Source organism: Blastococcus sp. CT_GayMR20 (genome assembly GCF_004570345.1).
The window spans coordinates 34,932-46,447 of sequence record NZ_SPQM01000021.1 but is presented as its reverse complement, the minus strand read 5'-3'; the positions used below and the strand labels follow the sequence as shown (position 1 = coordinate 46,447).

14 protein-coding genes are annotated in these 11,516 nt (G+C 70.9%); 8 read left to right on the top strand and 6 right to left on the bottom strand.

The window, feature by feature from the left end; genetic code table 11:
• Both E4P40_RS28860 and E4P40_RS07875 read left to right on the top strand, forming a co-directional pair.
• Nucleotides 1-1,067 (top strand): NAD-binding protein (locus E4P40_RS28860; protein ID WP_245160200.1); only part of this gene is annotated, 1,067 nt, incomplete at its 5' end.
• 291 nt (nucleotides 1,068-1,358) lie between these two features.
• Nucleotides 1,359-1,637 carry a hypothetical protein gene (locus E4P40_RS07875; RefSeq protein ID WP_135158222.1) on the top strand — a complete coding sequence of 93 codons (279 nt, stop codon included), beginning with the start codon at nucleotides 1,359-1,361 and terminating at the stop codon, nucleotides 1,635-1,637.
• Between the two features lie 11 nt (nucleotides 1,638-1,648).
• On the opposite strand, the gene E4P40_RS07870 is transcribed toward E4P40_RS07875, so the two are convergent.
• Complete coding sequence (locus tag E4P40_RS07870; RefSeq protein ID WP_135158221.1) at nucleotides 1,649-2,527, bottom strand: Gfo/Idh/MocA family oxidoreductase; 879 nt, start codon at nucleotides 2,525-2,527, stop codon at nucleotides 1,649-1,651.
• A gap of 83 nt (nucleotides 2,528-2,610) precedes the next feature.
• Between E4P40_RS07870 and E4P40_RS07865 the strand changes: the two genes are divergently transcribed.
• Entirely contained in the window at nucleotides 2,611-3,459 is an 849-nt protein-coding gene (locus E4P40_RS07865; protein ID WP_135158220.1) for an aldo/keto reductase, read from the top strand.
• A gap of 150 nt (nucleotides 3,460-3,609) precedes the next feature.
• On the opposite strand, the gene E4P40_RS27975 is transcribed toward E4P40_RS07865, so the two are convergent.
• Both E4P40_RS27975 and E4P40_RS07860 read right to left on the bottom strand, forming a co-directional pair.
• On the bottom strand, nucleotides 3,610-3,750 hold the full coding sequence (locus E4P40_RS27975) for a hypothetical protein (RefSeq protein ID WP_167762150.1): 141 nt from the start codon (nucleotides 3,748-3,750) through the stop codon (nucleotides 3,610-3,612).
• Complete coding sequence (locus E4P40_RS07860) at nucleotides 3,747-3,992, bottom strand: hypothetical protein (RefSeq protein ID WP_135158219.1); 246 nt, start codon at nucleotides 3,990-3,992, stop codon at nucleotides 3,747-3,749. The genes E4P40_RS27975 and E4P40_RS07860 overlap by 4 nt, the downstream gene beginning before the upstream one ends.
• A 362-nt stretch (nucleotides 3,993-4,354) precedes the next feature.
• Between E4P40_RS07860 and E4P40_RS07855 the strand changes: the two genes are divergently transcribed.
• Together E4P40_RS07855 and E4P40_RS07850 are read left to right on the top strand one after the other, a co-directional pair.
• The gene (locus tag E4P40_RS07855; RefSeq protein ID WP_135158218.1) at nucleotides 4,355-4,798 is read left to right on the top strand and encodes a DUF1931 family protein; all 444 of its coding nucleotides are present in this window, start codon (nucleotides 4,355-4,357) and stop codon (nucleotides 4,796-4,798) included.
• Between the two features lie 129 nt (nucleotides 4,799-4,927).
• On the top strand, nucleotides 4,928-5,551 hold the full coding sequence (locus tag E4P40_RS07850; RefSeq protein WP_135158217.1) for a superoxide dismutase family protein: 624 nt from the start codon (nucleotides 4,928-4,930) through the stop codon (nucleotides 5,549-5,551).
• 16 nt (nucleotides 5,552-5,567) lie between these two features.
• Here the strand turns inward: E4P40_RS07850 and E4P40_RS07845 are convergent, their stop codons facing one another.
• On the bottom strand, nucleotides 5,568-5,795 hold the full coding sequence (locus E4P40_RS07845; RefSeq protein WP_135158216.1) for a hypothetical protein: 228 nt from the start codon (nucleotides 5,793-5,795) through the stop codon (nucleotides 5,568-5,570).
• Between the two features lie 77 nt (nucleotides 5,796-5,872).
• On the bottom strand, nucleotides 5,873-6,046 hold the full coding sequence (locus E4P40_RS07840; RefSeq protein ID WP_135158215.1) for a zinc transporter permease: 174 nt from the start codon (nucleotides 6,044-6,046) through the stop codon (nucleotides 5,873-5,875).
• Nucleotides 6,047-6,637: 591 nt separating this feature from the next.
• Between E4P40_RS07840 and E4P40_RS07835 the strand changes: the two genes are divergently transcribed.
• Both E4P40_RS07835 and E4P40_RS07830 read left to right on the top strand, forming a co-directional pair.
• Entirely contained in the window at nucleotides 6,638-6,901 is a 264-nt protein-coding gene (locus E4P40_RS07835; protein WP_135158214.1) for a hypothetical protein, read from the top strand.
• 87 nt (nucleotides 6,902-6,988) lie between these two features.
• On the top strand, nucleotides 6,989-7,957 hold the full coding sequence (locus E4P40_RS07830) for an MsnO8 family LLM class oxidoreductase (RefSeq protein WP_135158213.1): 969 nt from the start codon (nucleotides 6,989-6,991) through the stop codon (nucleotides 7,955-7,957).
• A gap of 284 nt (nucleotides 7,958-8,241) precedes the next feature.
• Here the strand turns inward: E4P40_RS07830 and E4P40_RS07825 are convergent, their stop codons facing one another.
• Nucleotides 8,242-10,398, bottom strand: coding sequence for a molybdopterin-dependent oxidoreductase (locus tag E4P40_RS07825; protein ID WP_135158212.1), 2,157 nt, complete (start codon nucleotides 10,396-10,398; stop codon nucleotides 8,242-8,244).
• A 461-nt stretch (nucleotides 10,399-10,859) separates the two neighbouring features.
• On the opposite strand from E4P40_RS07825, the gene E4P40_RS07820 reads away from it, so the two are divergent.
• Nucleotides 10,860-11,441, top strand: a complete 582-nt coding sequence (locus tag E4P40_RS07820) for a TetR/AcrR family transcriptional regulator (protein WP_135158211.1) — start codon at nucleotides 10,860-10,862, stop codon at nucleotides 11,439-11,441.
• Nucleotides 11,442-11,516: the final 75 nt, after the last annotated feature.

Below are 11,516 nucleotides of genomic sequence, written 5' to 3'. Positions count from 1 at the left end.
CTGGGGCGGCCGCCGCGGCGGCCCGCGTGCCCGCCCGGACGGCGGCGGCCACAGGCCTGCTGCTGGCGCAGATCGGCGAGTTCTCCTTCGTCCTGCTCACGGTGGGCACCGCCGCGGGGCTCGCCCCGCTGGGCCGCCCCGAGGACGGATCGCAGCTGGTGGTCGCCACGACCGTGCTGCTCATGCTCGGCAGCCCGGCGCTGGCCGCGGCGGCGGCGCGGGTGGACCGTCCGGGCAGCGGCACGGCCCCTGCGGGTCCGGCCGCCGAGGGGGAGGTGGTCGACCATGACGCACCGTTCCGCAACCAGGTGGTGATCATCGGCTGGGGGCCCACGGCACTCGACCTCGCCGAGACGCTGCGGCAGCGTGGCGTCCCGGTGGTCATGATCACGCTGAACCCGGACGGCGCGGCCGAGGCCGAGACCGCCGGGCTCGAGGTGGTCCGCGGCGACCCGACGAAGGCGGCGATCCTCCGGGCGGCGGGAGTGCCGACGGCGCGGCTGGTCGTGGTGGCCGAGGACGGCCACGAGCAGGCGTTCCGGGTGATCGGCGCCGCCCGCGCGCTCACGTCGGTACCGATCGTCACCCGGCCTCTGGGCGAGGCGGACGTCGCCCGGTTGGCCGAGGCCGGAGCCGACCACGTCGTGGACCCCCGGCACGTCTCGGCACAGGTCCTGACGCAGGCGGTGCTGGCCGTGCTCGGCCACAGCGAGCCGGCTCCCGCCCGGCACCGGTCGGTCGTGGACACCGCCCGGGTGGTCCGCTATCCCTGGCCCGACACCGGCCGGTGCGAGCACGAGGACGCGTCACGGCCGGTGCTCGCCAGGGCAACCGGCTGCGTCGCCTGTCTGCGGGCCGGCGCGGACTGGGTGCACCTGCGGATCTGCCTGAGCTGCGGACACGTCGGGTGCTGCGACGACTCCCCGAACCGGCATGCCCGCGAGCACGCCCACATCGAGGACCACCCGCTCGTCGCCTCCGCCGAGCCGGAGGAGACCTGGGGGTACTGCTTCGTCGACGACGTCACCGTGCCCGCACCCGCCGACGCCACGCCTCGGCCGGGGTGACGCGGGTCCGCCCGCACCGCGGACGTCCCGGAGGTGCGGCCTCCCCGGCTGGTCCGATGGCCCGGCGGTCGAGTCACGCGGCCCACTCCGCCGGGGCGGATGGAGGCTCGACCGAAAACCGGACGTCGGTGGTTGGTGATCCTGGCTCCGGGGAACAGCGCGGGGATCCGCTCAGCCCATGCGGCCCGACCCGACGTCACAGGGGCTTTCGTGGTCGTGACCTCGCCCGAACAGCGCGCCGAGTGGACCAGGCTGACGGATCGGCCGAGCGCCGAGTGCGCAGGCTACGACGTGACCACCGAGGTGCTCGGGCCCGAGGTCGGCGAAACTCGATGGTGGAGCGGCTGCCGTTCGACCACGTCACCTACGACCACGAGGACGACGTGCTGGTCGCCGTCGGCGGGACGGACCAGCGCGACCCGGGTCGTACTGCGCCACCTGGTCGACCACCCGCGCGAGCTGGTGGTCGACCAGAACCCTCAGGGCGCCGCGCTCAAGGTCACCGACGAGTCCGGGACGGCGACGCTGGTCAGCCTGCTCCGACCGCGCGACGGCGGTCAGGGGTCTTGAGCACCGCCGCGTCAGCCGTGCAGGACCAGGTCGGTCTCCGCCGACTCGACCAACCGCTGCAGGTGCAGACCGTGCTCGATGCCGAGGCCGTGCGGTCGGCCGTCGGCCACGACACCCGCGAACTCGGCCACCATCCGCTGGTAGGCGCTGGGGCCCAGACCGGCCAGCGCCTCGACACCCGCCGTCCCCCGCGGGCCGCTGATCTCGACGACGGCGACATCGGTGCCCGGTGGGCGCCCGCCGTAGAGCGACGCCTCGGAGAACCGCCCCACCGAGTGATCGAGGGACATGCCGACCCAGGTGCGCGGATCCCCGTGGGCGTGCATGCCCACGACCGGCCCCAGCGCCGCCTCCAGGAGGTCCAACAGGTCGGCGGCGTAGGTGCGCAGCACCCCACGGGCCCTGCGCCACGGCGGCGCCGAAGCCCCGCCGTCGGGCGTGCCGGACAGCACACGCCCGACGCCGCCGACCGGATCGACGTCGGGGGCGTCGGTCGCCAGGAAGCGGCGGACGTCCTCCGTGTGACGCCAGGCCAGCGCGACCGTCGTCGGAACCTTCTCGCGGAGGGCGACCGAGGTCAGCTGCTCGGCGCCGGAGACGTCGCCGCCGATGGGCTTCTCCAGCAACACCGCGCAGCCATGCCGCATGGCACTCGTGGCGTAGTCCACCTGGACGGGCGGCGGCACCGCGAAGACCACCGCGCTGCATCGCTCGAGCAGGTCCTCGAACCGCGGGCACGGCACTGCACCGTGCCGCTCGGCGAGCCGCCGGACGGGTTCGGCCGAGCGCGCCCACACCGCCACGAAATCCACCTCGGGGCAGGTCTCGAGCGCCGGGGCGTACACCTCGGCCGCTCGGGTGCCCGCGCCGACCAGGCCGACGGGAATCACGTCCCGACGGTAGAGCCCGGCGGTCGCGGCGGCGCCGCCTGCCGGCCGAAATCGGCAGGACTGCCAGTGGGAGGAGCCCCCGCATGACCGCACCCACGATGCGCGCCGTCACCCTGCCCGACGGCCCCACTGCCCCGGCCCTCGGCATGGGCACCTGGTACCTGGGTGAGGACCCCGACGGGCACGACATCCAGCTGGACGCTCTTCGCACGGGCATCGACATCGGCATGACGCTGATCGACACCGCCGAGATGTACGGCGACGGCGCCGCCGAGGAGCTCGTCGGCCGGGCGATCGCCGGCCGGCGCGATGACGTCTTCCTGGTCAGCAAGGTGCTGCCGCACCACGCCACGCGCCAGGGCACGGTGGACGCCTGCCAGAGGAGCTTGCGCCGACTGGGCACCGACCGCCTGGACCTGTACCTGCTGCACTGGCGCGGCCGGGTGCCGGTCGAGGAGACCGCCGAGGCCTTCGAGGAGCTGGTCTTCCGCGGGCTCATCCGCTCCTGGGGCGTGAGCAACTTCGACGTCCCCGACCTCGACCAGCTGGTCGGGCTTCCCGGCGGCGACCGGGTGCAGACCGACCAGGTGCTCTACAACCTCGCCCGTCGCGGTCCCGAGTACGACCTGATCCCCTGGTGCCGCGCTAGGCGCATGCCCCTGATGGCCTACTCGCCCGTCGACCACGGCCGGCTCCTTGAGCACCGGGCCGTCCGCGACCTGGCAGCGGAGAAGGTGGTCACCCCGGCCCAGCTGGCGATCGCCTGGGTGCTGCGGCTGCCCGACGTGTTCGCCGTCGCCAAGGCCTCGACCCGCGCGCACGTCATCGAGAACCGCGCGGCGCTGGAGATCGGCTTTAGCCAGGGTGAGCTGGACCAGCTCGACCGGATCTTCCCCCCGCCGTTCGGCAAGGTCCCGCTGGACGTCCTCTAGGACCGGCCGCGAGCCGACGACGAGGGCCCGCCGCAGCTCGAACTGGTTCGCGTGCCCTGCCCGACGCGCTGACCCGGACCGACGAACAGGCCGAGCTCCATCGACCTGAACACCCCCCTCGGCCGGCGGGGGCTGCATGAGGCGGGTGGCTCAATCGAGCGCGATGGTGGCGTGCGGCGGCAGGGGGTCCGCACCTGTGTGCGTGAACACGCTCCGCCCAGGCAGGCCGTAGAGATGCAGGGCCCGAGCCCCGTCCGGCACCGGCTCCCCGAACGTGGTGCTGAAGATCATCCGCCCGAAGGGTCCGCCGCCGCTGCCGCCGCCCTGCCGGAAGGGATGGACGCCGCCGAGGTCGTCCCGCAGGCCGAGCCGACGTGGGAGTGCTTGGCCGCGGCGCCCAGACCGGGCTCGACCGTCAGCATGGTGATGGAGTCCGGCCAGCCGACGACGGCCAGGACCAACAGCGGCCCCAGGCCGGGGACGATCAGCATCTGGGCCGGCACGACGTCGTCACCCAGTCCAGCGCTCTCCACGCATCCCACGGTAGGCAGGCGACCAGGTTCTGCGCCGGGCCCGCAGCAGGCCCGTCGACCGCGCAGCCGGCGCGACCAGGGATGGGTAGGTCTGCCGATGTTCCCGAAGGCGCTCACTGGCTGTGATTGACACAGGTCCCCGGACCGCCGAGCAAGCCGGGTGGTGGACGGTCTTGTCCGTAGGACGGGAGAACCACGACAACAGACACATGCCGGCCGGCGTCGGGAAGGCGACGCAGGCACAACCGGTCGGGCGGGCGCTCCGTGGGGGGTTCGCTTGGTGCACGAGTACCGGCCCGGACGCGGTGACGCGCCCACGCAGAAACCGATGAGCAGGACAGGAACGAGCCGGAGGGGGGCTCATGGCCGGTGTACCCGAGGTGAAGCGGTTCTTCCGCGAGGCCGGGGACGTCGACGTCGACAAGTCGGACATCGACCGCTTCCGGGCGTTCGTGGACGAGAAGATCGACGACCTCGCGACCGCCGGGCGCGACAGCGCCCGCTGGAACGATCGGGACGTCATCGCCCCGCAGGACCTGCCGATCACGAAGGGCCTGCAGGAGCGCATGCGCGAGTTCGGCAAGCTCGAGTCGGCCGGCGACATGCGCGACTGGATCGGTCAGACGCTGCGCCGTCCCCCGGACGACGTGACGTTCGGCGAGGAGACCGAGGACGTCCTCACCGAGGTGTTCGGCGGTCTCGGTATCGGGCTGGCCAGGTCCTTCCGGATCGTCGACCCGGAGGTGGGCAGCCCGAACACCGGGCACTGGGAGCGCTCGTTCGCCCTGTTCCGGCTGCTGATCTGAGCGCCGTCACTGACGCCGACGCGCCGGGGTACTGCGGCGGCCAGGGCACCTGGTCGCCGAGGGCACCTGGTCGCCGAGGGCGCGGGCGGCTCCGCCCGGCATGACCTCGCCCGACCGAGGAGATCCCAGATGCGCCGGAAGCTCGCCCCAGGGCCCGTGGCACTGATGCTGGCCCTCACGGCCTGCGCGGGCGGTGGTGATGCAGACCAGGGGGGAAGCGCCCCCAGCCCGGAGGTCGAGGAGTCGCAGCCGATCAGCGTGGGCGAGGTGTCCACGGAGATGGCCGATCCCGCGGGCAGCGTCGTGGGACACGCGACGTTCACCGATACGCGCAGCGGGATCGAGGTGCGCGTCGAGGTGAACGGCCTGCCCCCGGGGTTCCACGGCGTGCATCTGCACGAGATCGGTCTCTGCGAGGCAGACAGCCCTGACCCGGACGAGCCCTCCCGGAGCGGCGACTTCCTCTCCGCAGGACCCCATCTCGGCAGCGCCGACGCCTCTCACGGCCAGCATGCCGGCGACCTGCCGCCCCTGCTGATGACGGAGCACGGCGTCGGCGCGGGAAGCTCACTGGTGGCCGTGCCGAAGGTCGAGGATCTGCTCGACGGCGACGGGACGTCGCTGATCATCGGCGAGGCGCCGGACAACATGGGGCACATCCCCTCGCGCTACGCCCCCGGGGGACCGGACGAGGAGACCCGGAGCGGCGGAGACGCCGGCGCCCGGATCGTCTGCGGCGCGATCGGGCCCTGACACCCCGCTGGGGTGGTCACCACGGCTCGCGCAGTCGCTGGACCGGCTCCTCTCGCCGTCGTTCGAGCACTGCGATGAGCGCCCCCTGCCCCTCCGCCTCGGTGGTCAGCAGAGATCGCGCCGCAGGATCGGTGGGTTCGTAGCTGCGGTCGCCGATCTCCGCGTTGGCCGGCACCGGCGCCCCGGCGACCAGGGTGGTGGGGTACCGCTGAGGCCAAGCGCCAGCGAGCGAGCGCTGGGTCACGTAGTCGGCCCAGGTACGTCGACGTTCGACGACAGGCACCGGACGAAGCCCGGATCGGTCCGTCCGCCGGACCTGTGTCAGTCCGTGTCGCCGTGCTCGTCGTAGTGGCCCTCGTGGCCGGCGTGCCGGTGCCCGTCGTGGACGTAGTCGACGTGGTCTCCGTGCTGCACGGTCTCGTGGCCGCAGCCCTCGCCGTGGGTGTGCTGGTGGTCGGCGGACTGGTGTTGGTTGCAGGCGGCCGCAGTGGTCACGCGGTGTCGCCTCCTCTGGAAGCGCTGCGGCGGTGGCCGGCCGGAGAGGCGCAGCGACGAGGTCGAGGAGCGGGCGGGGCATCACCCGGATCAGCCGTTCCCGACGCTACGCCGCCGCCCAGCCAGGCGCCACGGCCGGTCCGAGACCGGCCACGCGGACCGCTACGCCCACGTGTGGATCCCGACGCCCCGCGATCCGCGCCGGTTACGGGGATTCGATGCCGTTGACCACATGTGCACAGGGCTTCGATACGCCGCCTGGCACCGTCTGCCGCGGCGGAGGTGCGCCGGCGAACCACCTGACCAGGCCCGGCGTGGTCACCCGTGGATGGACCGGTGGAGACGCCGGGATCCTGGAGGTCCCTTGCGGGGCCTATCGCCCACGTGAGAGTGCCCGGGGGGCGAGACGCTGCATACGCACACGCCTGTGCGGTGTGGCCTGGAGCCGGCCGTTCGTGCACCACCGTTCTGGTGGGGAGGATCGCGGTAGGAGCCAGAACCTGGGCACCGATGCTGCCGACGCCAGTCCCTTCGCCTCGGCTCGGCAGGCGGGTGAGCCCTGCCGGGTGCCAGCGACTAGCGTCAGATGACATGGACGACGGCGTTCCCGACGACGAGGAGTCGCCGCTCGCGCCGTCCATCCCATCGTTCGACTCGCTCCGGCGCGGAGGACGGAAGTCCCCGGCTGACCTGCTGGTGTCGCGGCTGCCCGAGACCGCCCAGCCCGTACCCCGGGCGGCTCGTCCCGGGGGCGCCCCGCCCCCCGAGTGGGCCGACCTCTGGCGCCTGGGCCTGCGGGTCGCCCGCTGGTGCGCGCAGAAGCCGGTCACGGCGGTGCGGCGCCTCACGGGCTGAAGCTCATAGGCCGGCCAGGGTGGCGCCCGAGGATGGTGCCTGCCCGGGATCGGAAGCCCGCCGGGGCGTTGCCGGTTGGCTGGCGGTGTGCGGTTCTCGCTGCTCGACCGATCCCGCACCCGCGCCGGCCACCGAGAGGGGGCCGCTCTGACGCACACCGTGGAGCGGGCGGTCGCGGCAGAGCGGCTGGGTTACTCCCGGTTCTGGGTCGCGGAGCACCACGGCGTCCCGGGCATCGCGTCCGGGGCGCCGGCGGTACTGCTTGCGGCGATCGGGGCGCGCACGGCGTCGATCCGGCTCGGATCGGGGGGCGTGATGCTGCCCAATCACCAGCCACTCGTCGTGGCAGAGCAGTTCCTGATGCTGGCGGCTCTCCATCCGGGCCGGGTCGACATCGGACTGGGCCGTTCCGGCGGCTTCACCGCACCCGTGCGCCGCGCGCTGCGCCGTCCTGACGACGAGCACGATTCGTTCGTCGACGACATCGTCGAGGTTCGGAGCTACCTCGAGCGCACCTCGCCGGTCACCGCGCGCCCGGTGGTGGAGGACCCTCTCCCGATCTTCGTGCTCGCCACCGGACGCGGGATCGAGGTCGCTGCCCGGCTGGGGCTGCCGGTCGTGCTCGGTGGTCCGGTCCTCTCGCGGCCGGAGCTCGGTGAGCTGCTTGCCACCTACCGCCGCGACTTCCGGTCGCACCGTGACAGCCGTCCCTACGTCACCGTCTCGCTCGACGTGCTGGTGGCCGACACTGATGCGGAGGCTCGCGAGCTGGCCCTGTCGGATGTGTGGGCGATGGTCCGCTCGAGGCGCACCGGCGTCTTCGGCCCCCTCGAGCCGGTCGCGTCGATCCGCGACCAGCGCTGGGACGATCGGGACGCCGATCGGGTGGCGCGGGGCCTCGAGGCGGTCACGGCCGGTGGGCCGGCTTCGGTGGGTCGCCGGCTCGAGCAGCTTGCCGATCGCACCGGGGCGGACGAACTGCTCGCCAGCGGCGCCACCTACGACCGCGCGGCACTCAACGCTTCGGATGCCTCGCTCGCGGCACTCCTGACCTGATCGGGCGAGCAGGCTGCACTCACTGGCGCCGGCCGGGGGACGACGAAGCCCCACGACCGACCACCGTGGGGCTTCCGTTCTGTGTCCGAGACCTACGAGTCGATGATGAGCGCCGCATGCACGTGCGCATCATCGAAGAAGGTGTGCACGTCGAGGACAGTGGCGCGGACGGAGCAGACCTTCGGCCATGGTTGCGGTCCTCGCCTGCGACGAGTCACGCAACATGTGAAGCACGGGACCGCCCCGATGCGCCCCGAACCGCGCGGAGTCCGAAGCGACGACGTTCACGGTTCCGAGGCCGTGGCGGATACCGACACGCGGACTGCGGACATCGTGGGCATCCGGTTGATCGCTTCGAAATCGGTGGATGTTGTCAGCAGATGGTTGACGTTGCTGCCACCGTCTGTCGGATCGGAGTCGGCTTCAGCGGGGCCGCCCCAACAGTGCGTCATGGACAGAACTCCCGAACGTACCTTCGCATCGCCGTGCGCCACCGCTTGGATCGCGCCGTGCGGCGAGCGCACAGTGATGATCTGCAGGTCGCTGAGTCCTAGGGCGGCCATGTCGTCCGGGTTGATGTGGGCCGGGTTGTAGGTGTGGTTCGGTAAACCCGTGATGTCGCGACCGTAGGAGTTCATGACCTCACGCATTCGCCGGACCACGAGCACGAGGGGGTAGTCCTTCGTCGGCGCGGCCAGTGCGCTCCTCTGGAGTGCGGCGGCATATTCGTCGGACACGTCGTCGGGCACGAGTTGGAGCTTCGCCGTCGCTTCGGTGCGACCGGGTGCGACGGTGGCACCGGAACGTGGGGCCTTCATGCCGTGTTCGTGTTGCTGCACCACGTCGAGGGGGATGCGGCCCGCTGCGGCGAGCATGTCGAGCAGCTCGTCGGACGTCGGTTCGTGAACCATGTCCAGGGTGCGGCCGGCGAAGTCGAGTGTCAGTCCCAATGCACGGGCCAGGCGGTACAGGAACTGCCAGTCCTCGATCACTCCAGGGCCCGGCTCGACGACGGCCGGCGTGTACTGCGCATAGGGGACCGGAAAGAGCGACTCGAGCACAGCGGTGTGGTCTGCCCGTTCGAACCAGAGCGTCGGCGCGATGATGTAATGCGCACGCGTGCCGGTCTCGGAGATTCGAGGGTCCACGGTCACCAACAGATCCAGTGAGTCAAGGGCTCGGCCCGTGAGTTTCCGGTCTGGGATCGCGGCAGCAGGGTTTGCGCCGACGACGATGAGCGCTCGGACTCGGTCGGAGCCGGGTTCGAGCACTTCTTCGGCGAAGATGCCGCACGGCAACTCGTCGTGCAGGAGTCCGACGTCTCCGATGCGGCTGCGGAATCCGTGTTCCCAGGTGCGATGGGGTGGCGCGACCTCGGCGCGAGCGATGCCGATGGTCTGGAGCATCGAGGGCATCCCGGTCGGTTCACCAGCTCGTAGGTACCGTCCGCACACGACATTGATACAGGTCGCGAGATGTTCGGCGACATTCGAGTTCGGGCCCATGCAAACGCCGGTGCCGGTACTGAGCATTCCGCGTTCGGCCTGGCCGAAGATTCTTGCTGCGGCGCGCAATTCTTCTGCGGGGATCCCGGCGCGGAGTTCCACATTGTCAGGAGTCGCGGTCGCGACCAAGGCCCGCAGCTCATCGAGGTCTTCGACGAAGGCGGCGCAGAATTCTGCGTCGTAGAGGTCTTCCCCGAACAAGACGTTCAGCAGCCCCGCGAACACCAGGGCGTCGTGACCGGGTGCCGGCTGGATGTGGAGGTCTGCTCTGGCCGCTGTTTCGGTGCGTCGTGGATCGATGACGATGAGCTTGAGTCCGCGATTCTGCGCGGACCGCAGTCGAGCAGCGGGATCGTGAACGAGCGCTCCGTCGAGATAACCCGCGTTGAGCGACACCAGGGGATTCGTGCCCGACAGCATCCACACATCAGAGTCGTCGAACCGTTGACGTCCCCCGAGATATTCGCCCATCCGCAGCGGGACGATCCACTTCGCTGATTGGTCGATCGTCATGGTGGAGAAGAGCTTGTGCGTGCCGAGGGCACGGGTCCAGGCCTGCAGGAACGGCCGCGTTATGGCGGCGAACGCGGACTGGGTGCCTTGGAAGACGCCGACTGCTTCCACGCCGTGCTCGGCGATGATGCTGCGGAGTCGGCCGGCGATCTCGTCAATCGCGTCATCGACGTCGACGGCGTCGAACCCGCCGTCCGGGCGACGGCGTTGCGCCGTCCTCAATCGCCGCTCGTCGTTGTGGAAGTCAGCTCCGTGACGCCCCTTGGGGCAGGTGAAACCGCCCGACAGCGGGTTGTCCCGGTCGCCTGCGACCTTGACCACCCGGTTCTCCACGACGTCGACGACGACACCGCACGACGCCTGACAGAGCCGGCAGAACGAGACGTGCTTCGTCGCATTTCCCGCGTCTTCGCGTTGCCGCACCTCGATGCCCCCCGAAGGCGTCGGACGGCCATCGCTCGGCCGATGGAGTTGAAGTCTTCAGTTTCGAGGACCAAACCCTATCCGGAATCCCGGATTCCGCATAGGGGCCGGCCGAGGACGTCGAGATGCATCCCGACGGACCGGAACACCGCCGTACACGCGCACGGTCGGGACGAGCCAGCCTGAGAGCCTGATCGTGCCGGGGGCTCAGCGGATCGTGCGTGGACTTCACCTCAGAAGCTCAGCGCGCGACCGCCGCTGGAGACGTGGGATACAGCTACTGGAGGGGCGTGAGTTGCACCGGGCACGCCGGCGGCGTCGAGGCTTCAGCCTCCCCGGCCGGCCCCCTCCACGATCGGCCGCATCCGCACACTTCGAACAGTCACTCGGAATTGCCGCCGCTGCACACCGGGAATGATCAGTGCAACAGCGGCGCTTCGGGCGACCTCTAAGGTCGAGGCGTGGCCGATTCCAGCAAGCCGCTCGAGCGTCGTGCCAAGAGGTCCGACGCACTGCGGAATCGCGCTCGGATCGATGCGGCTGCGCGGGAGGTGTTGGCGGAGCTGGGCATGACTGCGACGATCGCCGACATCGCCGAGCGTGCCGATGTCGGTCTCGCGACCATCTACAGAAGCTATCCAACCAAGGACGGCCTGCTCGCGGACGTCGCGATCCAATGGCTTCGCGATTGGAGCGACCTCGCGACAGGTCGACTCGACGCTTCCGATCCGGTCGAAGCGTTCCGTTGCTTGACGTTCGATCTATTCGAGCAATTGCGCCGTGACCGGCTCGCCATAGACCTCCTTCGCGCGGCACCGATCAACGACGAGGTAGAGCTAGCGAGGTCAGATGTGCAGAAAAGTGTCGCTGCCGTGATGGACCGTTCGCGCGAACACGGTGGGCTCCGCGCCGACGTCGGTTACGACGAGATGGCTGTGTTGGTCCTCGGCACCGCCGGACGGCTGAGCGACACCGGAGTCATGGACGCAGTGACCTGGCGGCGCATGGCCGAGTTGGTTCTCGCTGCGATCGAGCGGAGGTGATCGTCGGCTGCACGCATGGCCGCATGCAACGGCACGCGAATCCGAGGCCGAGGTGGCCCCCAGGGATGCGCAGCG